The 26,507-nt window shown below is 59.4% G+C and carries 25 protein-coding genes; 18 read left to right on the forward strand and 7 right to left on the reverse strand.

Features of this window, described 5'->3' with window-relative positions:
• Positions 1-15 precede the first annotated feature (15 nt).
• From GKA01_RS00355 to GKA01_RS00365, 3 genes are all read right to left on the reverse strand, one after another.
• Positions 16-1,245 (reverse strand): NAD(P)/FAD-dependent oxidoreductase, encoded by a 1,230-nt coding sequence (locus GKA01_RS00355; RefSeq protein ID WP_146858108.1) that lies wholly within the window; start codon positions 1,243-1,245, stop codon positions 16-18.
• Between the two features lie 111 nt (positions 1,246-1,356).
• Positions 1,357-2,592 carry a bifunctional glutamate N-acetyltransferase/amino-acid acetyltransferase ArgJ gene (gene argJ / locus GKA01_RS00360; protein ID WP_146858110.1) on the reverse strand — a complete coding sequence of 412 codons (1,236 nt, stop codon included), beginning with the start codon at positions 2,590-2,592 and terminating at the stop codon, positions 1,357-1,359.
• A 4-nt stretch (positions 2,593-2,596) separates the two neighbouring features.
• Entirely contained in the window at positions 2,597-3,532 is a 936-nt protein-coding gene (locus GKA01_RS00365) for a peptidylprolyl isomerase (RefSeq protein WP_194265780.1), read from the reverse strand.
• A gap of 313 nt (positions 3,533-3,845) precedes the next feature.
• Here GKA01_RS00365 and secA point away from each other — a divergent pair, with 313 nt between their 5' ends.
• From secA to glmM, 15 genes are all read left to right on the forward strand, one after another.
• Entirely contained in the window at positions 3,846-6,611 is a 2,766-nt protein-coding gene (secA, locus tag GKA01_RS00370; protein ID WP_146858583.1) for a preprotein translocase subunit SecA, read from the forward strand.
• A gap of 34 nt (positions 6,612-6,645) precedes the next feature.
• Positions 6,646-7,395: a YebC/PmpR family DNA-binding transcriptional regulator gene (locus tag GKA01_RS00375; RefSeq protein WP_146858114.1), complete on the forward strand. Its 750-nt coding sequence runs from the start codon at positions 6,646-6,648 to the stop codon at positions 7,393-7,395.
• Positions 7,392-7,898 (forward strand): crossover junction endodeoxyribonuclease RuvC, encoded by a 507-nt coding sequence (gene ruvC / locus GKA01_RS00380; RefSeq protein WP_041111979.1) that lies wholly within the window; start codon positions 7,392-7,394, stop codon positions 7,896-7,898. Before GKA01_RS00375 ends, ruvC begins: the two co-directional genes overlap by 4 nt.
• A complete protein-coding gene (gene ruvA, locus GKA01_RS00385; RefSeq protein ID WP_146858116.1) occupies positions 7,895-8,497 on the forward strand; it encodes a Holliday junction branch migration protein RuvA in 603 nt (200 codons plus the stop codon). The genes ruvC and ruvA overlap by 4 nt, the downstream gene beginning before the upstream one ends.
• A complete protein-coding gene (gene ruvB / locus GKA01_RS00390) occupies positions 8,494-9,543 on the forward strand; it encodes a Holliday junction branch migration DNA helicase RuvB (protein WP_146858118.1) in 1,050 nt (349 codons plus the stop codon). Before ruvA ends, ruvB begins: the two co-directional genes overlap by 4 nt.
• 52 nt (positions 9,544-9,595) lie before the next feature.
• Positions 9,596-10,021, forward strand: coding sequence for a tol-pal system-associated acyl-CoA thioesterase (gene ybgC, locus GKA01_RS00395; protein ID WP_146858120.1), 426 nt, complete (start codon positions 9,596-9,598; stop codon positions 10,019-10,021).
• A 29-nt stretch (positions 10,022-10,050) separates the two neighbouring features.
• The gene (gene tolQ, locus GKA01_RS00400) at positions 10,051-10,842 is read left to right on the forward strand and encodes a protein TolQ (RefSeq protein WP_174694421.1); all 792 of its coding nucleotides are present in this window, start codon (positions 10,051-10,053) and stop codon (positions 10,840-10,842) included.
• 3 nt (positions 10,843-10,845) lie between these two features.
• Entirely contained in the window at positions 10,846-11,286 is a 441-nt protein-coding gene (tolR, locus tag GKA01_RS00405) for a protein TolR (RefSeq protein WP_146858122.1), read from the forward strand.
• A 12-nt stretch (positions 11,287-11,298) separates the two neighbouring features.
• On the forward strand, positions 11,299-12,294 hold the full coding sequence (locus tag GKA01_RS00410; protein WP_146858124.1) for an energy transducer TonB: 996 nt from the start codon (positions 11,299-11,301) through the stop codon (positions 12,292-12,294).
• Between the two features lie 16 nt (positions 12,295-12,310).
• A complete protein-coding gene (tolB, locus tag GKA01_RS00415) occupies positions 12,311-13,672 on the forward strand; it encodes a Tol-Pal system beta propeller repeat protein TolB (protein WP_141349673.1) in 1,362 nt (453 codons plus the stop codon).
• Positions 13,673-14,159: 487 nt separating this feature from the next.
• Positions 14,160-14,639, forward strand: a complete 480-nt coding sequence (gene pal, locus GKA01_RS00420) for a peptidoglycan-associated lipoprotein Pal (RefSeq protein WP_146858126.1) — start codon at positions 14,160-14,162, stop codon at positions 14,637-14,639.
• A 143-nt stretch (positions 14,640-14,782) separates the two neighbouring features.
• On the forward strand, positions 14,783-15,664 hold the full coding sequence (locus GKA01_RS00425) for a tetratricopeptide repeat protein (protein WP_146858127.1): 882 nt from the start codon (positions 14,783-14,785) through the stop codon (positions 15,662-15,664).
• Positions 15,661-16,902 carry a tRNA lysidine(34) synthetase TilS gene (gene tilS, locus GKA01_RS00430; protein ID WP_228119734.1) on the forward strand — a complete coding sequence of 414 codons (1,242 nt, stop codon included), beginning with the start codon at positions 15,661-15,663 and terminating at the stop codon, positions 16,900-16,902. The genes GKA01_RS00425 and tilS overlap by 4 nt, the downstream gene beginning before the upstream one ends.
• A gap of 172 nt (positions 16,903-17,074) precedes the next feature.
• The gene (gene ftsH, locus GKA01_RS00435; RefSeq protein ID WP_146858129.1) at positions 17,075-18,979 is read left to right on the forward strand and encodes an ATP-dependent zinc metalloprotease FtsH; all 1,905 of its coding nucleotides are present in this window, start codon (positions 17,075-17,077) and stop codon (positions 18,977-18,979) included.
• Positions 18,980-19,087: 108 nt separating this feature from the next.
• On the forward strand, positions 19,088-20,446 hold the full coding sequence (glmM, locus tag GKA01_RS00440) for a phosphoglucosamine mutase (RefSeq protein ID WP_146858131.1): 1,359 nt from the start codon (positions 19,088-19,090) through the stop codon (positions 20,444-20,446).
• Positions 20,447-20,513: 67 nt separating this feature from the next.
• On the opposite strand, the gene GKA01_RS00445 is transcribed toward glmM, so the two are convergent.
• Positions 20,514-21,257 carry a response regulator transcription factor gene (locus tag GKA01_RS00445; protein ID WP_146858133.1) on the reverse strand — a complete coding sequence of 248 codons (744 nt, stop codon included), beginning with the start codon at positions 21,255-21,257 and terminating at the stop codon, positions 20,514-20,516.
• A 190-nt stretch (positions 21,258-21,447) separates the two neighbouring features.
• Here GKA01_RS00445 and fliI point away from each other — a divergent pair, with 190 nt between their 5' ends.
• Together fliI and fliJ are read left to right on the forward strand one after the other, a co-directional pair.
• Positions 21,448-22,806: a flagellar protein export ATPase FliI gene (fliI, locus tag GKA01_RS00450; protein WP_146858135.1), complete on the forward strand. Its 1,359-nt coding sequence runs from the start codon at positions 21,448-21,450 to the stop codon at positions 22,804-22,806.
• Positions 22,807-22,819: 13 nt separating this feature from the next.
• Positions 22,820-23,245, forward strand: a complete 426-nt coding sequence (gene fliJ / locus GKA01_RS00455; protein ID WP_146858138.1) for a flagellar export protein FliJ — start codon at positions 22,820-22,822, stop codon at positions 23,243-23,245.
• Here fliJ and GKA01_RS00460 read toward each other — a convergent pair.
• The 3 genes from GKA01_RS00460 to GKA01_RS00470 form a co-directional block, all read right to left on the reverse strand.
• The gene (locus GKA01_RS00460) at positions 23,227-23,658 is read right to left on the reverse strand and encodes a hypothetical protein (RefSeq protein WP_146858140.1); all 432 of its coding nucleotides are present in this window, start codon (positions 23,656-23,658) and stop codon (positions 23,227-23,229) included. The genes fliJ and GKA01_RS00460 overlap by 19 nt on opposite strands.
• 63 nt (positions 23,659-23,721) lie before the next feature.
• A complete protein-coding gene (locus tag GKA01_RS00465; protein WP_146858142.1) occupies positions 23,722-24,279 on the reverse strand; it encodes a hypothetical protein in 558 nt (185 codons plus the stop codon).
• Entirely contained in the window at positions 24,276-25,559 is a 1,284-nt protein-coding gene (locus GKA01_RS00470; protein ID WP_146858144.1) for an aminopeptidase, read from the reverse strand. Before GKA01_RS00470 ends, GKA01_RS00465 begins: the two co-directional genes overlap by 4 nt.
• A 38-nt stretch (positions 25,560-25,597) precedes the next feature.
• Here GKA01_RS00470 and GKA01_RS00475 point away from each other — a divergent pair, with 38 nt between their 5' ends.
• Positions 25,598-26,473, forward strand: coding sequence for a glycosyltransferase family protein (locus GKA01_RS00475; RefSeq protein WP_244289146.1), 876 nt, complete (start codon positions 25,598-25,600; stop codon positions 26,471-26,473).
• The last annotated feature ends 34 nt before the right edge of the window (positions 26,474-26,507 follow it).

Consider the following 26,507-nt stretch of genomic DNA (forward strand, 5'->3'; position numbering starts at 1 on the left):
GTCTGAAAAGGTCTTTCAGACACCAAGATCAGGTTTGACCGGTGAAAGATGTTCACGGACCGTGCTGCATGCCGTCGGAGTGAAGCCGAGAATGCCCGCGAGGTGCTGGCGATAGAGGCCTTCGTGGATCAGGCGAGCCGCTAGACCGGAGAAAAGACCACCGCCGAAACTGCGCTTGGCGTCCAGCATGCCCCAACCATTGTAATCCCCCAGGGCCACGACAGCGCCGCGATCATTATAGGCGAAGGGGGCGGGGGTACGGCCTGCGATAATTTCGGGAAGAGCGCGGCCAATATACTGGCCCTGCTGGCGCGCAGCCTGAGCCGTCGGGGCGATCGGCGCCGCATCAATGCGGGAGCAGTCGCCGATTGCAAAGACGGACGGGTCCTGTGTGGTCTGGAGTGTGGTGGTCACGCCAAGTTGGCCCGAGCGTCCACGCTCTAGCCCTTCAAGGAGACTGGTGGCATCAGAAGCGCGGACGCCTGCCGCCCAGACGCGCAGGCTGGCGGGTATGTGCTCGCCAGATTTGAGGCTGAAGCCGGTATCGTCAGCGCCGACCACCATCGCTTCGGTCCGCACGGAAATTCCAAGTTTCTGCAATTGCTGTGTCGCAGCCGTGGAGACCGCTTCGGGGAAAGCCGGGAGGATGCGCGGACCCGTCTCGATCAGCACAGCGTCGAGCAGCGATTTGCGAACGGCTGGGCCGAGGCCGCGTGCATCATCAATCGATTTGCAGAGCTCGGCGATCAGCTGAACGCCTGTCGCACCGCCACCGACGATGCCGACGGAAAGTTTCTGGCCGGCGGAACGCGCCTTGCAGACCGCCTTGCGGAAGGTCGCGAAAAGGGCATCGGCATCGTTCAGGCTGTCGATGAACATGCAGTGATCAACAATGCCAGGAATGCCGAAATCATTGGCGCGGGAACCTAGCGCGACGATCAGGTAATCGTATGGGAGTGTAGCACCATTATCGATCGAGACAATTTTGCCTTCGCGATTGACGGCGACGGGACTGCCCTGAACGAAAGTGAAGCCGAATTTCGCAGCTGTATCGGTAAACGGAATACAGTTACCCTCATGCTGCATCGTGCCGGCAGCAAATTCATGAAGCGCAGGCTTCCAGTAGTGCACCGGGCTACGGTCAACGAGGGTGACGGCAATGTTCTGGCGACGGCTGAGCGCGGCAGCCGCTTCAAGCCCTCCAACGCCTCCGCCAAGAACAAGCACGCGAGCTGCAGCAGACATGGACTTCTTCCTCATATCAAGTGCGAAACGGCACCATACTTCTGCTAGTCGCAGAGGTGGGGCCACACAAGTCCCGCTCTCGCTGACGTGTTTGCGGGCGTTTCGGGACGATCAGCTCCGGTAGGAGCCGTTGATGTCGATGTAGCCATGGGTGAGATCGCAGGTCCAGACGCGGGCCTGTCCATCGCCCAGCGCCAGATCGACGGCAATCTCGATCTCCTGGCCTTTCATATGAGCAACGACCGGAGCTTCGTCATAATTCTCGACGACGCCGCCGTTTTTCGCGATCCATGTGCCGCCAATGGCGACGGAAAGGCGATCACGGTCGGCGGGTTCACCGCTTTTTCCGACCGCCATGACCACACGTCCCCAGTTGGCGTCCTCGCCTGCGATAGCAGTTTTTACGAGTGGAGAATTGGCGATGCAAAGAGCGATGCGATGTGCGGACAGGTTGGAGTCCGCTCCGGTGACCGCGATGCGGACAAGCTTTGTCGCACCTTCACCATCGCGAACGACCATTAGCGCGAGTTCCAGAAGAAGGTCATTCAGCGCCAGGGTAAATTCGGCGAGAGCGGGGTCGTTGACGTCGTCGATTTCGGGATTGTCGGCCTTTCCGGTCGCGAAAATCATCAGCATGTCCGAGGTGGACGTGTCCGAATCGACGGTAATCGCATTGAAGCTTTGGGCGCAGCCGGAAGTCAGCAGGGACTGCAGCACGTTCTGCGGCAGTTTGGCGTCGGTTGCGACATAGGCCAGCATCGTGGCCATGTCGGGGGCAACCATGCCCGATCCCTTGGCGATGCCCTGAATGCGGACGGAGGTGCTGCCGATCTTCACGTCGCGACGCGCGGCTTTGGGGAAGGTGTCTGTCGTCATGATGGCGCGGGCCGCATCGGCCCACCCATCTTCGTTCAGTCCGGCCTTTGCGGCGGGAAGAGCGGCAATGATACGGTCCTGCGGCAGTTTTTCGCCAATCACGCCTGTCGAGGCGAGAAAGACATCTTGCGGCGGACAGCCGAGAAGCTGTGCTGTGGCGTCGGCACAGTCGGCACAGGCCTGAATTCCGGCGCGGCCGGTAAAGACGTTCGCGTTCCCCGCATTGACGAGCAGGGCGCGGGCGTAGGGAGTGCTTAACGCTGATCGACACCATAGGACTGGTGCGCCGGGGCAGGCGTTTTTCGTATAGACGCCTGCCGCAACCGTACCGGGAATGAACTCCGCGAGCATCAGGTCCGTTCGGCCCTGATAGCGGATTCCCGCGGCGACGGCGGAAAGCCGCACTCCCGCAATCGTTGCAAGCTCAGGAAGCGGACGAGCGAGCGGAGAGACGGGGAGCGGCTTTGCCATGGGCTTACTTCTTTGCAGGTGCAGCGGCGGCAGGGGCCGCGTTCGGGATAACCTTGCCTTGTGCGTCGTAGTGAACGACCTTCACCTGGGCCTCGGCGGCCTGAACGATGTCACGCACCTTGTCACGGATCAGTTCCTGACGGACCTGGTCATGGACCTGGTCGAAGGTGGGGATCGGCGCCGTACGGGTCGCGAGAACCTGAATTACATGCCAGCCATACTGCGTATGAACCGGAGTCTGGGAGATCGTGTTCGGCTTCATGGCGAAAGCGGCGGCAGAAAAGGCGGGCAACATGTCAGCCTTCTTGAACCAGCCCAGATCGCCACCGTTTGCGCCGGCGGAACCCTTGTCCTTGGACAGCTGGGCAGCAAGCTTGCCGAAATCTGCACCCTTGCCGAGCTGGGCGATGATGTCCTTGGCCTGCGCTTCGCTGTCCACGAGAATGTGACGAGCGTGGACTTCTTCTTCCGGCTTCTTGTTCGCGTAGTGCGACTGATAGAAGTCGTGCAGCGCGCTATCGGTGACCAGCGGGCTGACCTTCTCTTCGAGATAGGCGTTCTGCAGGGCGTTCGCTGCGGCGGCGTCCATGGCGGCCTTCACGTCCGGCTTGCGGCTCAGGCCTTCTTTGTCAGCGACGATCTGGACGGCTTTCTGGTCGACAAGCTGGTTGACGATCAGTGGTACGAGCACGGATGGCTGGATCTGGCGGGCCTGCGGCGGCAGGTTTCCGGCGGCACGCTGCACGTCACCCAGCGTGATCTTCGAGCCGTTGACTGTGGCGATCAGCATGTCCGGGTTGGCTGCGGCCGGTGCAGGCGCTGTTGCAGCCGGAGCGGTAGCAGCAGGAGCCGCGGCCGGGGCGGCGAAAGCCGTGGAGGCGGCGACTGATGTGCCAGCCAGAAGGGCGGCAAGAGCGAAAGTGGAGCGGGAAAGCCGCATGGAGACTACCTCGGATGTAACCTGAAAATAAGGATCGTCTGCACCATGACAAAGGCTGGTCCGCCCTGCAAGGGTGCGGTCCGTTACCATTCTTTCACGCGTCTTCTGCTCGGAGCGCCTGGATGGCCTGTCATGTGACGTCGTGATGACAGTGGAGACATTTCCTGGGGCATCCGGGTGGCCTCTCCATTGACCCTTTGCGGCCCGGGTCCTATCTCCAGCAGACGTGAAAATCCTGACGGCACGGTGTGACGGCTCTTTTCGGTACTGGAAAGAGCTGGCGCTTCGGGTCTTCGGCATCTCAAGGTTCAGCATGTTCGCACGCCTCGCCCGCGCCCTTTTCGGTTCTGCCAACGATCGCACGCTCAAGGCGTATCAGCGTCGTGTGCCCGAGATCAATGCACTGGAACCTGCGGTCCAGGCCCTCTCTGACGGGCAGCTCCGACAGAAAACGGTCGAGTTCAGGGAGCGGCTTGAGAAAGGCGAAACCCTTGATGGCCTGCTGGCGGAAGCCTTTGCGGTCTGCCGCGAGGCGTCTCGCCGGGTTCTGGGCAAGCGTCATTTCGATGTGCAGCTCATTGGCGGTATGGTTCTGCATGGTGGCCGGATCGCGGAAATGCGGACCGGCGAGGGTAAGACCCTTGTTGCGACGCTTGCAGTTTATCTGAACGCGCTGAGTGGCAAGGGTGTGCATGTCGTCACGGTGAACGACTATCTTGCGCGACGTGATGCTGAGGAAATGTCCGTTCTGTACAGCTTTCTTGGGCTGACGACGGGCGTGATCGTACCGAACCTGTCGGATGGTGAACGTCGCGACGCCTATGCCGCGGACATCACCTACGGGACAAACAACGAGTTCGGCTTCGACTACCTGCGCGACAATATGAAGTATTCGCTCGCCGACATGGTGCAGCGTCCGTTCAACCACGCGATCGTGGATGAGGTGGACAGCATCCTGATCGATGAGGCGCGGACCCCGCTCATCATTTCCGGTCCTGCGGATGACAGCTCCGACCTGTATCGATCCGTCGATGACGTGGTCGTGAAGCTTGTTCAGGAGCCGGATGTTTACGACAAGGATGAGAAGCTTAGGTCAGTCACGCTGACCGAAGAAGGCTCGCATCGTGTTGAGGAACTTCTGGCCCAGGCCGGGGTGCTTCAGGAAGGCGGACTTTACGACATCCACAACGTGGCCGTCGTTCATCATGTTCAGCAGTCCCTGCGAGCACATACGCTGTTCACGCGGGACGTGGATTACATCGTGCGCGAGGGCAAGGTCGTTATTATCGACGAGTTCACCGGCCGTATGATGGACGGGCGTCGCTATTCGGACGGTCTGCATCAGGCGCTGGAAGCCAAGGAGCATGTGGAGATCCAGCAGGAGAACCAGACGCTCGCCTCCATTACGTTCCAGAACTATTTTCGTCTCTATCCAAAGCTGTCCGGCATGACTGGAACGGCCATGACCGAGGCCGATGAGTTCGCGGAAATCTATCATCTCGACGTGGTGGAAATCCCGACGAACTTGCCGGTCCAGCGGATCGACACGGATGACGAGGTCTATCTGACGGCTGCGGAGAAGTTCAATGCCGTCGCGGATCTGATCCGCGATATCCACAAAACGGGTCAGCCCATTCTCGTGGGTACGACGTCCATCGAAAAGAGCGAATATCTCTCCCATATCCTGACGCAGCGCAGCATTGCGCATAACGTGCTCAATGCCCGTCAGCATGAAAAGGAAGCCATTATCGTCGCGCAGGCGGGTGCGCCGGGTGCGATCACGATTGCGACCAACATGGCGGGCCGTGGAACCGATATCAAACTGGGTGGCAATATCGAGATGTTGGTGAAGGCCAGCATCGAGAACGTTGAAGATGAGACGCAGCGCGAGGCTGTTGAGCAGGAGATCCGGGCGAGCGTTGAGGAGCATCACGAGGAAGTTCACAAGGCTGGTGGTCTGTATGTGATCGGCACGGAACGCCATGAAAGCCGCCGCGTGGACAACCAGCTTCGCGGCCGTTCTGGCCGTCAGGGCGATCCTGGTAATTCGCGCTTCTTCCTATCGCTTGAAGACGATCTGATCCGTATTTTCGCCAGCGACCGCATGGGCGCGATGATGCAGAAGATGGGGCTCAAGGAAGGCGAGGCGATCGTTCATCCCTGGCTGAATAAGGCTCTGGAGAAGGCGCAGAAGAGGGTCGAGGCGCGCAATTTCGACATGCGCAAGAACACGCTCAAATATGACGACGTCATGAATGACCAGCGCAAGGAGGTTTATGCCCAGCGCCGCGAATACATGGCGACGGAAGACCTGTCGGGCGTGATTGCCGAACTGCGCGAACATACGATCGAAGATCTGGTCCATGCGCATATTCCCGAAAAATCCTTTGCCGAGGCCTGGGATACGGAAGGGCTGACGAAGGAAGTCTCCCGTATTCTGAACCTGGATCTGCCGATCGCAGACTGGGCGAAAGAAGACGGCATGGATTCCGAGGGCGTGATTGAGCGCATTCAGGCCGAAGCCGCGAAGGCGCAGGCGGCGCGGACGGCCAATATGGGGCCCGAACTGATGCGCCTGATTGAAAAACAGGTTGTGCTGACGACGTTCGATGCGGTCTGGAAAGAGCACCTGCACGGGCTGGATCAGCTGCGTCAGGGTATCGGTCTGCGGGCGTATGGTCAGCGCGATCCGCTGAACGAGTACAAGCAGGAAGCTTTCCAGATGTTCACGGCGATGCTCGACGACATGCGGGTTCGCGTAACGGAGACGATGTGCCGCATTCAGGCCGTGTCCGAGCCGCCGCCATTCCCGGTGATCAACACCGAGACGTCCGGTCCGTCCGAGGAACCTGCCGGCCTGTTTGCGCAGGGTACGACGGGTTCGGAAATCCCGGCGCCGGGTCCGGTTGCGGCTTTCCCGTCTCCTCAGCCGTTCATGCCGCGTCCGCAGCCTGTGGCTGTTGGAGCAGAGCCCGATGCTGAGACGCTTCAGCGCTGGAATGCCGAGACGCCGCGCAATGCCCTGTGCCCGTGTGGGTCTGGTCTGAAGTTCAAACACTGTCATGGCAGGCTCGCCTGAGCCTCTGACACGACGATAGAAGAAGGAGCGACCGATGGCCGGTCATTCACAGTTTAAAAACATCATGCACCGCAAAGGTGCGCAGGATGCCAAGCGGGCCAAGCAGTTCGCCAAGGTGCTGCGTGAAATTACGGTTGCGGTGCGTTCGGGGCTGCCCGAAGCCGCGTCCAACCCCCGTCTGCGTGCGGCGCTGTCCATGGCGCGTGAAGTCAATATGCCTAAGGACAATGTCGAGCGGGCCATCAAGAAGGCGTCCGGCACTGCGGGTGGCGACGATTACGTCGAAGTCCGTTACGAGGGCTATGGCCCGGCGGGCGTTGCGATCATCGTTGAAGGGCTGACGGACAACCGCAACCGGACGGCGGGGGAAGTTCGCGCGGCGTTTTCCAAGCATGGCGGTTCGATGGGTGAGACGAATTCGGTCTCGTTCATGTTCCAGCGTTTGGGCGTCATCAGCTATCCGTTGGATGTGGCCTCGGAAGACGACATGTTGGAAGCCGCGATCGAAGCCGGTGCGGATAATGCCGTGACCACGGAAGACAGGCATGAAGTCACCTGCGAGATGGAAAATTTCTTTGCTGTCCGCGATGCGCTCGAAAGTCGCTTTGGCGAACCACAGTCGTCCAAGCTCGATTGGCGTCCAGAAAACAGCGTGACGCTGGATGAGGACAAGGCGCGGTCGGTCATGAAGTTGATCGACGTTCTGGAAGATAATGACGACGTTCAGGCCGTCTACGCGAACTTCGACATCCCTGACGACGTGGCCGAGGCGCTGGCTGCTTGATCCGCCTGATGGGCATTGACCCCGGCCTGCGTTTCATGGGCTGGGGCATCATTGATGTGGACGGCAATCACCTGAAGCATGTGGCGTCGGGTGTGATCGGAACGGATGGATCCGAATCCGTTCCGCTGCGCCTGTGCGAGCTGCATGGGGCGCTGAAGAAGCTGATCCGCGAATATGCGCCAGCCGAAGCCGCTGTTGAGGAGACTTACGTTAACCGCAATGGTTCCTCGACCCTCAAGCTCGGCTATGCGCGTGGTGTGGCGCTTTTAACGCCAGCCTATGAAGGGCTTCCGGTTGCGGAATACGGGGCGATGACGGTCAAGAAATCCGTGGTCGGGACCGGGTCTGCAACCAAGGAACAGGTGACGATGATGGTGAAGCGGCTTCTGCCGGGGGCGGAGATCCGCAAGGCCGACGCGTCCGATGCGCTGGCCGTTGCAATCTGTCATGCGCACCACCGGGCCAGTGCGGCGCATGTCGTAGCCGGAAAGCGCATGGCATGATCGGGCAACTGACAGGGCTTGTCGGGCAAATCGAGGGCGAACGCTGCATCGTGGACGTCAATGGCGTGGGCTATGTGGTGTCGGCCTCGACCCGCACACTAGCGACGCTGCCGCAGCCGCCATCCGTGGCTCGCGTATTGATTGAGACGATCGTGCGCGAGGATGCGATCCAGTTGTTCGGTTTTGCGACGACGGATGAGCGGGACTGGTTCCGGCTGCTGACGACCGTGCAGGGTGTGGGCGCGAAAGTGGCGCTGGCGATCCTGTCAGCGAACAGCCCGGGAGAGCTTCTGTTGGCGATCAATGCCGGAGACAAAGGCTCGCTGACGCGGGCTGCGGGCGTGGGGCCGCGTTTGGCGGATCGGATTTTGAGCGAGCTTCGTAACAAGGTCGCCAAAATGCCGGGTGGCGGCGGAATGATCGCTGCACCGGGGATCGTCTCCGGTCCGAGTGTCGAGAACGATGCGCTTCTGGCGCTTGCTGGACTTGGCTTTCGGCGGGCTGAGGCGTGGCCGGTTTTGAGTAAGGTGCTGGCCGAGAACGAGAATGCGACGCTTGATCTGGCGATTCGTCTGAGCCTGAAGGATCTTGCGCGGTGAGTGATTCCTATCGCGAAACCGATCCGGCCCGTCAGCCCGAGGATACGGGCGAGGGCAGTTTGCGCCCTGAAACGCTTGCGGATTTTACGGGCCAGAAAGCAAGCCGGGAAAACCTCGCCATTTTCATCGAGGCCGCGCGAGCGCGGGGTGAGGCACTGGATCATGTCTTGCTGCACGGACCGCCGGGTCTGGGCAAGACGACGCTGGCACAGATCGTGGCGCGTGAACTGGGTGTAGGATTCCGGGCAACGTCTGGGCCGGTCATTCAGCGTGCGGGTGATCTGGCGGCGATCCTGACGAATCTCCAGCCGCGCGATGTGCTGTTCATTGACGAAATCCACCGTCTTCAGCCCGCGATCGAGGAAGTCCTCTATCCGGCGATGGAAGATTTTCAGCTCGATCTGATCATCGGCGAAGGTCCTGCCGCGCGCTCCGTGCGGATTGATCTGGCGCCGTTTACGCTCGTGGCCGCGACCACACGGGCCGGGTTGCTGGCCACGCCTCTGCGGGACCGGTTCGGGATTCCGCTGCGGCTGGTATTTTATACGCCGGAAGAACTGCGGGCGATCGTCTCGCGCGGGGCTCTGAAGCTCGGGATGCGTTTGACGGAAGATGGTGCCGAAGAGATTGCCCGTCGTTCGCGTGGGACGCCCCGGATTGCCGGGCGTCTGCTGCGCCGGGTGCGGGATTTTGCGCTCGTCTCGAAACAGGCCGTTGTGGACCGGGCGCTGGCGGATGCGGCGCTGGGGCGGCTTGAGGTTGACGGGCGCGGGCTGGATGCGATGGATCGGCGCTATCTGAAGCGGATTGCCGAGCATCATCATGGCGGTCCCGTCGGCGTGGAAACACTGGCAGCGGGACTGGCCGAAGCGCGCGATACACTTGAAGATGTGATCGAGCCTTATCTCATTCAGGAAGGGCTCGTTCTGAGAACGGCGCGCGGGCGGATTCTGGGTGAGGCGGGATGGCGTCATCTCGGCCTCACGCCGCCAGCGAGCCAGGTGGACCTGCTTTCCTCGTTGGAGCAGGACGATTCCGCGCCCTGAAAGATCCTGAACGGAGTTTGGGGGATGGGCGCACCATGACTGGAGAGACAGTATGGCCACGCACAAGATCAGGTTCCGGGTTTACTACGAAGACACTGATGCGGGCGGCATCGTCTATCATGCGCGCTATCTGGGTTTTGCCGAGCGCGCGCGAAGCGAGGCGATGCGCGATGCGGATGCGTCCGTGACGGAACTTCTGAACGATTTTGGACTGGTCTTCGTCGTGCGTCAGGCGGCGGTCCGGTATCGCTCTCCGCTCCGACTCGATGACGAAATGGAAATCGAGACGGCGCTGGAGGCCATGACTCCGACGCGGCTGAAACTTTGTCAGACTGTCCGGAATTATTCCGGGGGTGGCGAAACCGCTACGGTTATTGACGTGGAACTGGCCTGTCTGAGTGCCGTTGATATGAAACCTGCCAAAATTCCGCCTCGCTGGCGTGATGCAGTAAGAAAACTGGAGGCAGGAGAGCTCTGACCCACTTTCCTGTTTCTCCGTGAAGTGCAATGGAGAGTCCTGACCCGCAAGGGACAGGATCTGTACAGGAGAGAACAGTGGATCATGAGGTAAGTTCGAGTGCGCTTGGGGCGGTCGGTGCGACCGGTCTTTCGCCTCTGGACCTGTTCCTGCACGCCTCCATCGTTGTAAAGCTGGTGATGCTGGGTCTGCTGCTGTGCAGCGCCGGCGTATGGGCGATCATTGCGGAAAAAATCATTCTCATCCGTCGCGTCAACCGTGAGGCGACGGAATTCGAGGACCGTTTCTGGTCGGGCGGATCGCTCGACGATCTCTACGAATCCGACGGTGCGCGCCCGACCCATCCGATGGCGGCTGTATTCGGCGCAGCCATGGGCGAATGGCGTCGTTCCGCCCGGATCGGCGGCATCGACCTGTCGCGGGGTGGCGTGCGCGAGCGCGTGGACCGCGCCATCGACATCACCGTTATGCGTGAGAACGACCGTCTGACGCGTCGCCTGATCTTCCTGGCGACGATCGGGCCGGTGGCACCGTTTGTCGGCCTCTTCGGAACGGTCTGGGGCATTATGCATTCCTTCGCGTCCATCGCGCAGATGCACAACACGAATCTTTCGGTCGTGGCGCCTGGTATTTCCGAAGCCCTGTTCGCCACGGCGATTGGTCTCGTGACGGCCATTCCGGCCTATATCGCCTATAACGGTCTGAGCAATTCTTTCGAAAAGTTCACGGACCGCATGGAAGCCTTTGGCACCGAGTTCGCGGCCATCCTGTCGCGTCAGTCCGAGGAACGCGCGGACGATACGACCGGCGGAAAGGCCTGAACCATGGGAATGTCTGCGGGAGGACGGGCTGGAGGTGGCGGACGCCGTAAGCGTCGCCCCGCGTCGGAAATCAACGTCACGCCGCTGGTGGACGTCATGCTGGTGCTGCTCATCATCTTCATGGTGACGGCGCCGATGCTGACCAGTGGCGTCAATGTGGATCTGCCGAAGACGGATGCAAGCCCGGTCAATTCGGATACCAAGCCGATCACCGTTTCCCTGAGGACGGATGGGTCGCTCTATCTGGGAGACCAGCAGGTGACGTCGGACCAGCTGATCGACCAGCTCAAGGCACAGTCGCAGAATGATCCGACCCATCGTATTTTTGTCCGGGCCGATGCGCATATCGACTATGGGCAGGTGATGCAGGTGATGGGTCAGATCACGGCGGGTGGCTTCACGCATGTTGCGCTTCTCGCGCAGCAGCCCCAGAGCGGCCAGTAAGAGGCTTCTGCCGTGGTCCGTCCACGCCGCTCTGACAACAGGCGCTTTCGTCATGCGCTTTACGGATCAGCTGCCATTCATCTGGGGCTGATCGCGTATCTTCTTGTGCAGATTCCCCCCGAAAAACCACCCGAGCCTGCTGAGCCCCCCACGGTTCAGATGGAGTTTGAGCAGGCAGGACCGCCGACCCATCCGGTCAAGGGCGATCATCCGGCGCCTGCGCCCGCTCCGGCCCCAGCACCTGTGAAGAACGAGGCGCCTCCCTCTCCGACGCCGCCTCTGAAGGCGCCGACGGAGGAGCCGCCACCGCCGCCACCGCCGCCCCAGCCTGTGCCGCCTCCACCGGAGACGCCGCCACAGAAGCTGCCGGACATGAAGCTTCCGCCCAAAATGACGGATGAGTCGCCCGAGCCTGTGCCGGCCTCGCCGCCGAAGCCGTCACCGCCGTCGAAATCGGCGATGGTCGCGCCGCCGAGTCCGCAGACGCAGAAAGCCGACAAGCTGCCGGATATGCCGAAGTTTTCGCATATGACGCAGCCAAATGCGGCCAAAAAGACGGAGGCAGACAGCCATTCGTTGCTGGCGACGCTGGATAATTTCCGCGCCGATCAGAAGCAGACCCATGCGCCCACTGCGAAAGCTAATCCGCCGCAGGGTGGTGCGCCGAACGGGGGCGGTGTGCCGAATGGCGACATCACGAAGTCGCTGTCCATGGCGGATCAGAAGGCTATCGGCGGTTCTGTGCGCCGTTGCTACACTGAAGATACCGAGGCACGAAACTATGCGAGCTTTGTCGCGCATATGGTCGTGACCGTCGATGCGACCGGTGAGGCACGTATTGTCAAATTTGCACCTGAAACGGCTGCGAAGATGGCCTCCGACCCGTCTTACCGTGTTCTGGCGGAGCGGGCGCGGGATGCGGTGCTGAGCCCCACCTGTGCCCATCTGCCCATTCCCTCCAAGATGCTTGGTCAGACGCATGAGCTGCGTTTTGTCTTCAGGCCGTAATCCACGAGGAAGTCTCATGTCCTTCATTCCCGATACTGACGCCGAGGCCCTGAGCGCGCTGTTTTCGCGCCGTTCCGTTCTGGGAGCCACCGCTGCTGGTGGTCTCCTGGCGACGCCTCTGGCGGCTTTTGCGCAGTCTGCTGGGGCTTCGGGCCCTGGCGAAGCTGAAATCACCGTCGATCAGGCCCGGCAGGAGCCAATCCCCATTGTCATCCCGAATTTCGGGGCAGGTCTGGGTGAGCAGATTTCCGGTGTCATCACGTCCGATCTGAATGGCACTGGCCTGTTTAAGGTCATGAGCGGCAACGTGCCGCCGGGCTCTACACCGGATTTCAGCGCGCTCAAGGCACAGGGTGCCCGTGCTGCCGTGGCCGGTCAGGCGATCGGTTCAGGCAGCGTGCGCGTCGAGATGCGTCTGTGGGATGTGCTTTCCGGCCAGCAGCTTCAGGGCACGGCCTATACGGCTTCGACGTCCAACTGGCGCCGCATCGCGCACATCATTGCTGATGTGATCTATGAGCGGATGCTGGGCGAGAAGGGCTATTTCGATACCCGCATCGCCTATATCGCCCGCACCGGCCCGCGCCATCACCAGATCACGCGTCTGGCCCTGATGGATCAGGATGGCGCCAACGAACGGATGCTGACGAATGGTGAGTGGCTGACGCTGACGCCGCGCTTCAACCCCGTGCGCGATCAGATTGCGTTCATGTCTTACGCCAATAACCGTCCGCGCGTGTATCTGTTCGATCTGGCATCCGGTCGTCAGCAGATTTTGGGTGAGTTCGCGGGCATATCTTTTGCGCCCCGCTTCTCGCCGACGGGTGGATCAGTCGTATTGTCCGCCACGCGCGGCGGCGGGTCTGACATTTTTGTGGTTGATCTGGCGTCCCGTGCGAAACGGCAGATCACCAATTCCAATGGCGCGATCGACACCAGCCCGTGCTTCAGCCCGGATGGCAGCCAGATTGTGTTCAACTCCGATCGTGGTGGCAGCCCGCAGCTCTATATCATGAGTGCGTCCGGCGGAGCGGCGAAGCGGATTTCCTATGGTAATGGTCAGTATGGTTCGCCGGTCTGGTCTCCTCGTGGAGACTTGATCGCCTTTACCAGGATTGGCAGCGGCGGCTTCTCGCTTGGTGTTATGAACCCTGATGGTACGGGTGAACGTATCCTAACGCAGGGCTTTACGGTGGATGGGGCCACGTTCTGCCCGAATGGTCGTGTTCTTGCGTTCTGTCGCCAGAGCGCGTCCGGGGCAGGCGGTGCGGGCTTCGCGTCCGGTATTGGTACGATCGATATTACGGGCTTTAACGAGCGTCCGATCCGGATCTCGACGGGTGCGTCCGACCCGGCCTGGTCGCCGCGCAACGGCTGAGGCCAGGCTCCGCGCTTTCGGTTTGAAAGCGCGGATTTTCAGGGGTGAAAAACCCCGTTTCATAGAGTCCCATTGCTGTGTTGATTCGGTCTGTAGCCGTCAGGGCGATGTAGATCGGTTCTCGATGCTACGCCTGTAGCGCTTGGCTGCCACGCGGGCAGTGCATGTATTCAAACTGTAAAACTTCAATTGTGAGACAAATATGGCGAAATTCTGCCATATTTGTCAGATCTGGTGTGACATTTCTGCCGAGTTTTCTGGTTCCGAAACTGAATCGAACTTTCCGGCCCTGGCCAACGTTAACACGACACTTGACCCATGATTTGAGTCATGAGTATGGGCGCTTATGGCCACTGGTTTTCAGGCTAGGCAGACAGGAATCGAAACTGGATCCTGCATGTTTGGCTCCGGAAGAAAGTGGTCCGCAATAACGCGGCATTTTCCGCATTCGGTTCCCGCTGTGGGGCCGTTCTCAGGATTGAGACACATGAAGTTCAAGGTATTTGGCGCGCTTGGTCTGGCGCTTGTTCTCGCAGCCTGTTCCAACGGCAACACCAATAAGGGTGACAGCAACGGCGCAGGCGCCGTCGCTCAGGAAGCTGGCCCGACGCCCGGCAGCGAAGCCGATCTGGTCGCCAATGTCGGCGATCGCATTTTCTATGAGCTGAACCAGTCCCAGCTCTCCGAAGAAGCCCGCGCAACGCTGGACAAGCAGGTTGCATGGCTTGCCAAGTACCCGCAGGTCAGCATTCAGGTTGCTGGTAACTGTGACGACCGTGGCACGGAAGAGTACAACATCGCTCTTGGCCAGCGCCGTGCAAACGCTGCCCGCGATTATCTGGTCGCCAAGGGCGTGAGCGCTTCGCGCATCACCACGATTTCCTACGGTAAGGACCGTCCGACTGCCGATGGCGATGACGAGCAGTCCTGGGCCCAGAACCGTAACGCCATTACGTCTGTTCGCTGAACCGACGTTTCAGGCCTGACGGACTGGGATGAAGAGCGGCCGGGGGATTATCCCCCGGCCGTTTCTGTTTTATGACTGGGCTATGTCGCACGCGAGACCTGCCTGCGTGCCCGTGACCGTGAGTTTGTCTCAGGAGATCCGTTATGGTGCTGTCCCGTTCCCTACGTGCCGTCTTTCTGGGCACGGCTCTTTCCGTCCTGTCGCCCGTCGTTGCGGCGCTGGCTCAGGATGCTCCGGACAGCGGGGAAATTTCGTCTCGTGAGGCTATTGCCCTTCAGGATCAGATCGCGTCCCTTCGTCAGCAGCTTTCACAAGTTCAGAATGGAAGCGGGCTGAGCGCGCCGAGTGCGACAGCAACGCCGCAGGTGTCGGCCGGAGACGGGAATCTGACAGCCCAGCTTCTGGAGCGTGTTTCGGCTCTGGAAGAGCAGAATCGTCAGATGCGTGGCGAACTCGACCAGCTCAGCAACTCCGTGCGCGACAGTCAGGCCAATATCTCCAAACAGATTTCGGACATGCAGTTTGCATCCCAGAATGGGGGCGGTGGCTCTGCCGCAGCTCCAAGTGCCGCTCAGTCCCCAGCGCATCCTGACAAGGTGGCTGCCCCTGCTTCTGCCGGGGAGGGGCCGGAACAGCCCAAGACGGCTCTGGATGCTCTCAAGACAGGAAATGCGTCCCTGAAATCCGGAAATTATGTTGATGCGGAAAGTAATGCGCGTTTTGCCATCAAGACCGCCCATAGCATCTCGGGAAAGATGGACGCCCAGTTTCTGCTGGCGCAGTCTCTGGCAGGTCAGAAGCAGTACCGTCAGTCCGCAGTGGCCTATTATGACGCTTATACGAAGGCGCCAAAGTCCCTGAAAGCTCAGGATTCCCTTCTGGGTGTCGCGGCGTCCATGCTGGCGTTGGGGGAGAAGGGATCGGCCTGTCAGGCTCTGGACAAACTGAAATCTGAATTTCCGACTCCTGCACCTCGGGTGAAAACAGCCGAGACAACTTTTCGGGGCCGCGCAACCTGTCATTGACGTCAGAAAGCCTCGATAGCGCCCGGATTATTGGAGCGGGGGAATTTGCCGCGCTGATGATGCCTCTGGGATCCTGGCCACCGGATATGGAAGCGGCTCCCGTAGGGTTGGCGGTCTCGGGGGGGGCGGACTCCATGGCACTCGCGTTTCTGGCGCGCCGCTGGCGGCGTAACGTTGTGGCGTTTGTGGTCGATCATGGATTGCGGCCTGCTTCAGCGTCTGAAGCCTGTCTGACAGTCGGACGACTTAAGCAGATGGGGATAAAGGCCCATTTGCTTAAGCTGCCTCCTTTTGCCCGGGGGAGGATCCAGGAACGGGCGCGCGAGGCGCGTTTTGCCGCGTTGGAAGACGCCTGTGTCACTGAGGGCTGTCTGGATCTGCTGATCGCGCACCATGCAGCCGATCAGGAGGAGACGGTCTGGATGCGCAGTCTGCGTGCGAGCGGTCCAGCAGGGTTGAGCGGGATAAAGGCTGTCTCCATTCGGGGGCGCATCAGGATCGTCCGGCCTCTTCTGTCCCTGTCGCCACAACGTTTGCGCACCACATTGCGCGCTGGGGGGCTTCCATGGCTCGAAGATCCGTCGAACACTAACCGACGCTTTGAGCGGGTGCGCTGGCGGCAGGATCTCACACCTCCGCAACGTCAGCAGGCAGCATTTTTGCAGGCGGGAGCGGTGAAGGAGCGGCTTTGTCTGGAAGCTCGTCTCGCAGCGGACCTTGCCTGTTACGTCACCTGGTATCCTGAAGGCTGGGTTTCCCTTGAACGGGATGGTGTCTGTGAAGAAAGTCTGTCCGCACTCCTGCGTCTGGTGTCTGGTGGTTCGTATCGTCCGTCACGTGAAGCCGTACACCAGTTGATAAAACAGGGGCATGGGACATTGTTGGGTGTGCGGATGCGACCCGCAGGACGTTTTGGAAATGGCGTGATTCTGTTTCGCGAGGAACGCGCCGTGTCGGGGCCCGTAAGAGTCAGGGCTGGAGCCGTTTGGGACGGACGCTGGCGGTTGCTGGGTGCCGACTATCCTCAAGGTAGCGAGATTGCAGCCCTCGGCGATGCGGCATCCCGCTCCGATCGTCAGAGAAGGGATATTCCTGCGGCAGTGCTGCGTACGTTACCCGGAATTTGGCATGACGGCAGGCTGATTTCATGTCCGCATTTCGGAAATGGCCCTGAAGTCGCGGGGTTTGTCTGGGCTGTAGGTGTCCCCGTGACTGGGGAAAACCCGCAGATTGTGTAAAAATACGCCTTAAAAACGCAAGAAATGCGTTTTCCTGTGCTGGATGGGGTAGGATCGCGGGCGCAGAGGCTTATGTTATGAGGTCAATGCAGAATGTGACCGGTCGGCCAGTTGTGACGGATCTCTCCGTAACACATCTGACGGAACAGTCTGAAGGACGACAGAGAGCGAGATGAACAATTTAGGCCGTAACGTCTTGATCTGGGTGGTCATCATCGTGGTCGGAATGGCAGTGCTGACAGCCTTCCAGCCCGGTGGCGGCCAGCATGCAGCCCAGCAGATCGCCTATTCCGATTTCATTCATGACGTGGACCAGCACCAGGTCCGTTCGGTTGTGATCCAGGAGCAGAACATCTCCGGGACGCTGACGAACGGCACGTCTTTCGAGACTTATTCACCGCTTGATCCGGGCCTTCCTGCACGGCTGACGGCAGCAAATGTTGAGGTGACCGCGAAGCCTCTGGATAGCGGCGAGAGTCCGATCCTGCGTTATGTCGGTGCTTATCTGCCTGTTTTGCTGCTGGTCGGTCTGTGCTTCATGGTGTTTCGCCAGATGCAGGGCGGGGGTGGCCGGGCCATGGGGTTCGGCAAGTCCCGCGCCAAACTGCTGACAGAAAAGACCGGTCGCGTGACGTTTGAAGATGTCGCCGGAATTGATGAAGCGAAATCCGAACTTCAGGAAATCGTTGAATTCCTGCGTGACCCGCAGAAATTTACCCGTCTGGGTGGCAAGATCCCCAAGGGGGCGCTGCTGGTCGGCCCTCCGGGTACGGGTAAGACGCTGCTGGCCCGTGCCATCGCTGGTGAAGCAAACGTGCCGTTTTTTACGATTTCCGGTTCGGATTTCGTGGAAATGTTTGTGGGCGTTGGCGCATCCCGTGTGCGCGACATGTTCGAACAGGGCAAGAAATCGGCCCCCTGCATCATCTTCATCGATGAAATCGACGCCGTGGGCCGTCATCGTGGCGCTGGTCTTGGTGGTGGGAACGACGAGCGTGAGCAGACGCTGAACCAGATGCTGGTCGAAATGGATGGTTTCGAGAGCAACGAGGGCGTTATCCTTATTGCCGCGACCAACCGTCCGGATGTTCTTGATCCCGCACTTCTGCGTCCTGGCCGCTTTGACCGTCAGGTCGTTGTTCCGAACCCTGACGTAGCCGGGCGTGAGAAGATCCTGCGCGTCCACATGAAAAAGGTGCCACTGTCTTCGGATGTGGATCCGAAGGTCATTGCGCGTGGGACTCCGGGTTTCTCTGGTGCCGATCTGTCCAATCTGGTGAATGAGGCGGCTCTGATGGCCGCGCGTCAGGGACGCCGCACGGTCAATATGGCGCAGTTCGAGGAAGCGAAAGACAAGGTCATGATGGGAGCGGAACGTCGCTCGATGGTCATGACCGAAGACGAGAAGCGCTCGACGGCCTACCATGAATCCGGGCATGCAATCTGTGCGATCTTCACGCCGGGCAGCGATCCGATCCACAAGGCGACGATCGTCCCGCGTGGGCGCGCACTGGGTCTGGTTATGACGCTGCCCGAAAAGGACAACATTTCCTACAGCAGGAAGTGGTGTCTGGCGCGGCTGGTCATTGCCATGGGCGGTCGTGTGGCTGAAGAAATTATTTTCGGTCGTGAAGAGGTCAGTGCAGGAGCTTCGGGCGATATCAAGAGTGCGACTGATCTTGCGCGCCGGATGGTGACCGAATGGGGCATGAGCGACAAGCTGGGCATGATCGCTTATGGTGATAACGGACAGGAAGTTTTTCTTGGTCACTCCGTAACGCAGAACAAGAATATCTCGGAAGAGACGGCGCGGGAGATCGACAAGGAGGTTAAGGCTCTAATCGATATGGCCTATAAGCAGGCGCATGATCTGCTGACCGAGCATCTCGACGGCCTGCATCGCCTGACGGCGGCATTGCTAGAGTATGAAACGCTAACGGGTGATGATGTCGGTCGTATCATGCGCGGCGAGGCGATCGAGCGTACCACGGATGAAGAGCAGGTTCCTGAGAACCGGCGTGCGTCGGTTCCGACAACCCGTCCGGGAGCGTTTGATCCGGCACCGCAGGCAGGCTAATCAGTCAGCCAATCGCACCGATAGGCGCGTCATTAAGGAGTATATCCTTGGTGTCGCGCCTTTTTTTTGTTTTGTGCCTTTTCAATTTTTTCAGGCAGGATTTTTATTATGGCCAACAAGCGGTCTCTGTTCGGTACTGACGGCATTCGGGGAACGGCCAACACCGCCCCCATGACGGTTGAGATTGCGCAGAGACTGGGGCAGGCTGCCGGGCTGTATTTCATGCGGAGTCAGAACCGGCGGCACAGCGTCGTTCTAGGCAAGGATACACGTCTTTCCGGCTATATGCTGGAATGTGCCTTGGTTGCAGGATTTCTGTCGGCAGGCATGGATGTTATTCTGGTCGGACCGCTCCCCACGCCTGCAATCGCCATGCTGACCCGCTCACTGCGAGCTGATCTCGGTGTGATGGTCTCGGCATCGCATAATCCGTTTACCGACAACGGGATTAAGCTGTTTGGCCCTGACGGCTTTAAGTTGTCGGATGAGGTTGAGGCGGAAATCGAGCACTTGATGGGACAGGATTTGTCAGAACGACTGGCCTCTCCTGCGCAGATCGGCAGAGCGTCGCGTCTTAACGATGCTGCTGGTCGATATATTGAAAATGCGAAAGCGTCATTTCCGCGGGGGCTGCGGCTGGACGGACTGAAAATCGTCATCGATTGTGCCAACGGCTCTGCATATCGCGTCGCCCCTAAGGCGTTGTGGGAGCTTGGTGCGGAAGTTATTCAGATCGGCTGCGCGCCGGATGGTCTGAATATCAATGATGGTGTGGGCTCAACGCATCCGGAAACGCTTTGTGCGGCTGTCCGGGAACACAAAGCTGATTTCGGAATTGCGCTGGATGGTGATGCCGATCGCGTGCTGATCGCTGACGAAAATGGTCAGCTTGTCGATGGGGACCAGATCATCGGACTGATTGCTGCCTTCTGGAAACAGCATGACAGACTGAAAACCAACACCGTCGTTACGACTGTCATGTCCAATATGGGTCTGGAAAAGGCACTTGCGGACAATGGGCTGGAGCTTCAGCGGACAGCGGTCGGCGATCGTTATGTCGTTGAGCGCATGCGCGAGCTGGGAGCCAATCTTGGGGGAGAGCAGTCCGGCCATATGGTCCTGTCAGACTATGCGACGACAGGCGACGGACTTGTAGCAGCTTTGCAGGTTCTGGCCGTTTCGGTAGAGACTAAGCGCCCTGCAAGTGAAATCTGCCGTTTCTTCAAGCCCTATCCGCAGCTTCTTAAAAACGTGCGCTATTCAGGTATCAGCCCGATTGGAAGCCCCGATCTCGCTGCTGCCAAGGCGTGGGCTGAGGAAAGGCTGGCAGGAAGCGGGCGCCTCGTGCTTCGCGCCAGCGGAACGGAGCCGTTGATCCGCGTGATGGCGGAGGCGGAAGATGAGGCTTTGGTGACCGAAGTCGTGGATCATGTCTGTGACGTTATTCGCGCAATTGCTCACGTCTGAATTTCGCTGTCATACGAAAGGCGGCGAAGGCGTTGCGCGGGCGACCGGATCGTCTGACCGAAATTCCTCAGACAGGCGCTGCAATAGCCGGTGAGGTATTTTCTAGGGTGACGTCAGGTGCGAGGAGTGGTTCACTACCCTCGTTTTCGCGCAGGATGTAGCCCCGACCCCAGACCGTTGCAATCAGGTTCCCCGCACCGACGTTCTGAAGTTTGCGACGAAGTTTGCAGATGAAGACGTCAATAATTTTCATTTCCGGTTCGTCAATGCCGCCGTAGAGGTGGTTTAGAAATGCATCTTTGGTCAGAACTGACCCTTTGCGGATGACCAGAAGTTCCAGAATGGCATATTCCTTGCCGGTGAGGTGCAGTGGTGCGCCATCTACCGTTACATTTTTGCCATTCAGGTCCAGCTCCAGATTTCCAACACGCAGTTTTGGTTCTGCGAAACCGCGGGAGCGGCGCATGACGGCCTGAAGGCGCGCTACCAGTTCCCCGGCATCATAGGGCTTGGTCATGTAATCATCAGCCCCCATAGAAAAGGCCCGGATCTTGGCCTGCGGTCGCAACAGGGCAGAAAGCACAAGAATGGGGGTTGTGATGCGGGCTGTCCGGACGCGCCGAATGACTTCGTATCCTTCAAGATCGTTCAGCATCAGTTCCAGAACGACGACGTCATAGTCGTAATGGCGAAGCATTTCGATCGCCTCTTCGCCGGATGGCGTGTGATCGACGGTAAAGGAGGCGGTCCGCAGGGTCTGCGACAGGGTAGCGGCAGCGGTCTGATCACTGTCAACGAGAAGGATACGCATTTCATCAACTCCTGGATTGGTAAAATAATGGTTACTACCCATAGTTGTGTATGTCGATGGGTGGAGATGAAAAATCGTAAATTTGTCATTATTTCTCTCGTGAGAGGGGAGTGTTAGGGATCCCTTAATGAGTGGGTTGTAGAATGTAAAAATCTTACAAACCTTTAAAAACTGGCTGGAAACTGCCTTTATGAGCGATTATGACAGCCTGATTGAGCGCATTCTAAACACGAGCTTTGTATGGGTTTCAGGAAGTGTGAAAGATGTCGTCGGCCTGTGCATGACCGTTATCGGACTCGACGGATTCGTTGCGATCGGTGATCGCGTGGAGATAAAGGCGCGGAGTGGTCGCTCAGTACAATCAGAGGTTGTTGGTTTTCAGGGCGAGGTTGCGCGCGTCATGTCTTTCGGGTCGCTGGAGGGTATTGGCCCGGGATGCGAGGCGAAAGTCGCACTTGATCGCCGTGAAAATGGACTGCGGGTCAATGACGGGTGGCTTGGACGCGTAGTGGACCCTCTCGGGCAGCCGATCGATGGACGTGGGCCGTTGCCGAGCTCATTCCGCTGCCAGCCGAGCCAGTGTCCTCCGCCCGGGGCGGCAAGCCGTGCACGGCTGGGAGATCGCATTGATCTTGGTGTTCGTGCGCTCGATACATTCACGACATGTCGGCGCGGGCAGAGGCTGGGTCTGTTCGCCGGGTCTGGTGTCGGAAAATCAACTCTGCTCTCAATGCTTGCCCGCGGAGCGGACTGTGATGTTGCCGTCATTTCTCTGGTTGGGGAACGTGGTCGCGAAGTCCGTGAATTTATCGAGGATGATCTGGGACCAGATGGTCTGGCCCGGAGTGTCCTGGTTATCGCCACGTCGGACTCGCCGCCCCTGATGCGTCGTGAAGCGGCTCTTTCAGCCATGGCGATTGCTGAATACTTTCGGGATCAGGGCAAGTCCGTTCTGCTGTTGATGGATAGTGTCACGCGGTTCTGCATGGCATTGCGTGAGATCGGTCTGTCGGCGGGAGAGCCGCCGGCGACGCGTGGTTATCCCCCCTCTGTTTTTGCGGAACTTCCTCGTCTTCTGGAGCGCGCAGGCCCCGGATATCCCGATCAGGGGATGATCACCGCGCTTTTCACGGTTCTGGTGGAAGGTGATGACCAGAACGAGCCTGTGGCGGACGCCGTGCGCGGTATTCTGGATGGGCACATTATTCTTGACCGGAAGATTGGCGAACAGGGACGCTATCCCGCCATTGATGTTCTGAGGTCGTTGTCCCGTGCGGTTCCGCGATGCAATTCCGACGAAGAAAACGCTCTCACATGTCAGGCCCGCGCGGCCATGGCCACCTATCAGCGGATGGCCGACATGATCCGGCTGGGTGCTTACAAGACGGGAACTGACAGGGAAGTTGATGAAGCGATTACCCTGATGCCCAAACTGAACCAGTTTCTTTCCCAGGGACGTGAGGAGCATTCTACCCGTGCGGAAGCTTTCGAACAGCTCGGCGCGATCATGCATGCGCTTCCGCAGATAACTCCTCAGAATGCAGCTTAAAGGAAATCCTGAGATGGAAAAATCTCCTCTGGACGCACTGATTGCTCTGCGGGAGCAGGAACTTGATCTTGTGGAACGCAGTTTCGCAGAGGCTGTGGCGCGGGAGGCTGCAGCTGAGGGGCAGCTGGATGCCGCTCAGGAGGAAATCCTGAGTGAGCAGCGGATTGCGTCCAGCCCGACGGCAGGAGACGGGGCCGTTGAAGCTTTCAGCAGATGGTTGCCTTTGGGGCGTAAAGCAGTGGCCGATGCTCAGGATAGGTGTCGCGAGGCGGCCGTTGACCGGGAGACTGTTCGTTCCGCCCTGATTGCCGCCAGAGCGGCCATGGAGGCCGTAAAAACCGTCCGTCAAGAAAGACAGGAAGAGGAACGGCAAGCGGATCTCAGAAAGGAACAGAATGTTCTTGATGAACTCTCGATCCGTCAGTTCGGCAAAGGATGAACGGGTGTGTGGGCGCGGAGTGTTGTTTCAATCTGGGCGGCTGTACCAATCAGGGCGCAGGCGACAGGATGTGTGATGTCGCGTACAAACGCCAGAACGAGATCCGGGTCACTGAGGAAAAGGTCGCTTTGTATGGTGATAGTCGGGGCCATGACACCATCGCGTGAAGCGGCCTCGGCTGCATGGGAGAGCAGTCGTGTTACGGCTTTCTCCATGGCTGGAAGAAGAACAGTATGAGGCGCCGTATGATCACTTGCATGCGTGGCAACGAGTTCGTCCCAGCCTGAGCGCGTTACAAAAGCCGGAATCCCGTCTGACGGCGTTTCACGTTCGGCACGTAGAACTGCACCGGATTGCGCCATTCCCAGAATATCGAGCGCGGGCAACATCATGGGATCGAGTTTGATGGACATTTGTTTCCTGATTTGACGAGACGGCTGATCTGTCCCTTTGATGAACAGATCAGCCGTAACGGTTCAGTGTGGTGGGTTGCCCATGGCCTGCATCAGGGCGCTAACCTGCTGGGGCTGGGCTTTGAAGAGGGCGACATTGGCAGGATTGGGTGATGGCATTCCTGTTGGAAGCTGGCCATTGCTGGCGGCAAGTGTCATGCCAAAGGTCGTCATGCCCATCACGAAAGTCTCCGGCGTGAAACCGTGGCTCTGGAGGATTGGAGCAAGTCCGGGGACTTGCCCAATCTGGCGGATGGTATCCGACAGGCTTGCACCATGTGAGCTCGGTGGCTGGATGTTCCGGGCCTGGAGCTCGGCGACCGTCGCTGTTGCGCGCGTCATGAAATCAGGCGGAAGGGGATAACCCATCGCGCGCTGTGTATCAGCACGAACCTGCGGAGAAACCTGTGGCGTCGTGGCGCCCTGAACGGGCGCACTTCCGTCAATCTGGGTCTGGCTCTGGCCTGACGTCCCTCCATTATAGGCAGAAGGTGGGTAGGACTGGGCGTTCGCGGCCGCGGCAGGCAGCATTGCAACAGAAACCATAAGGGCGGAAAGCCCTGTCATGCGGAAAAATGTCATGCCTGCACCCATTCGCCAGCGCGCATCAGCGGCACGCGGTTACCATTCTTGAGACCATCAAGATCGATCTTGTCTGACCCGATCATCCAGTCAATGTGAATAAGGGAATCATTAACGCCCCTCTCCAGAAGCTCTTCGGGTGTCAGGCCTTCGATATCCACCATGCATTTCGTGTAGGCCTGCCCGAGGGCGATATGACTGGACGCGTTTTCGTCGAACAGCGTGTTCCGGTACAGGATTTTGCTGGCCGAGATTGGAGAGGAATGCGGAACGAGCGCCACTTCACCGATGCGGGCTGCGCCTTCGTCTGTGCTGAGGATGCGCTTGAGCACATCTTCGCCATGACTTGCGGAGGCTTCGACGATCCGGCCCTGTTCAAAACGGACCGAAATATTGTCGATCAACGTACCCTGATGGAAAAGGGGCTTTGTGCTGCTGACCCGGCCGTCGACTTTGCTGCGATGAGGCGTTGTGAAGATTTCTTCTGTCGGGATGTTCGGATTGCAGACAACACCGTTTCCTGATTTCTCCGACCCTCCGGCCCAGAGATGGCCATCCGCGAGGCCAACCGTCAGGTCGGTTCCGGGACCTGTGAAGTGAAGGGCGTCGAAACGGCTGTCATTCATGAACTTTGCCCGGGCATGCAGGCGGGCATTATGGGCTTTCCATTCGGCGACAGGATCGGCGACGTCCACCCGTGATGCCTTGAAAATTCCGTCCCAGAGCGCGGCAAGGGCGTCCTCGGGAGAAAGGTCCGGGAAGACCTGTGCTGCCCAGGCCGGCGTGGCGCAGGCAATGATGTTCCAGTTCACTGCGAACTGGGTAATGATTTCCATCGCCGGGCGATTGGCTTTGGAATTGGCGCGGTTGGCACGGGAGATACGGTCGGGATCCTGCCCTTTGAGAAGGGTGGGATTGGCCCCCGTGATGGCCATGCGGGCTGCACCTTCGCGGAAAGCGCGCGCCATGCCTTCGGCGAGCCAGGTCGGAGCGACGTCAAAAGCCTCGTCCGGAGCATGGATGAAGCGGGCAAGGGTGGTTTCGTCATCTGCGTAAAGCGTCGTAACCAGCGAGGCTCCAGCCTTGTAGGCATGTTCCGTAACGCGCCGGACGAGAGGGACCGCGTCCAGGGGAGCAGTAATGAGAAGTTGCTGGCCCGGGGCGATGTTCAGGCCAACGCGCACGGCAACTTCGCCCAGACGGTCAAGTAACTGTTCATGCGAAAAGGTGGGAGAAGTGGACACGGGAGACTCTTTCGCAGTGGTCATTGTGCCTGTCATGGTGTGCCCTGTAGCGGTGAAGTGCAAGAGAGCGGTGTGTGGTCGGCTGTGAGGTGAGCTGTGAGGTGACAGGGGGAGGGGGGCGCAGTATCGTCCCTGCCATGGAACCCGGACTTCATATTTTCGCTGATCCCCCCGCTCCCGATCAGCAGCCGTTCGACGTCGCGGTCGTGATGCCCAGTCTTCTCCGCCCGAGTATCGTCAGGGCGCTTCATTCGGTTTTCAGGCAGCAGGGTGGTCTGCGGGTTCAGATCATGATCGGGCTGGACCGGCCTCCGGGTGAGGGGGCGGATGATCTGGTACGGCAGGCTGTGGAAGGACGGCCATCGGGATGGTCGGTTGAAATCCTGTGGCCGGGTTACTCGACGTCCCAGAGACATGGCGGTTTTGGAAAGGCCAGAGACGGGGGCGTATTGCGTAGTGTGCTCAGCCAGCTTTCGAATGCTCCACGCATTGCCTATCTCGACGATGACAACTGGTGGGCTCCCGATCATCTTTCCTCACTGCTGAAGGCGATCGACGGACAGGACTGGGCCTGGGCCGGTCGCTGGTTCGTGCATCCGCGAAGCCTCGCGCCGATCTGTGAGGACCAGTGGGAGTCGGTTGGTATCGGCGGAGGGATTTTCCGGGAGAGTTACGGCGGTTTCGTGGATCCGAACTGCCTGATGATTGATCGGACACGTGTGCCGGAGGTGCTGGATTTCTGGAATCGTCCCCTCGCGGAGGATATGACCCAGATGACCGCCGACCGGAGTGTCTTCCGGTTTCTGAAAGAGCGGCCCGGCAGGCCGACAGGTCAATATACGGCGTATTATGTCCTGACCGAGACCGATGGTCTGCATCCGGCCCGGCTTCGCCTGATGGGATCTGCCTGGGCGCAGGCGGCGCAGGATATGGCGCCTCATAGCCCCTGATAGAAATGGCCGGTGCGGAGGGATCTCTGCGCCG

Source organism: Gluconobacter kanchanaburiensis NBRC 103587 (genome assembly GCF_007988905.1).
GTDB lineage: Bacteria > Pseudomonadota > Alphaproteobacteria > Acetobacterales > Acetobacteraceae > Gluconobacter > Gluconobacter kanchanaburiensis.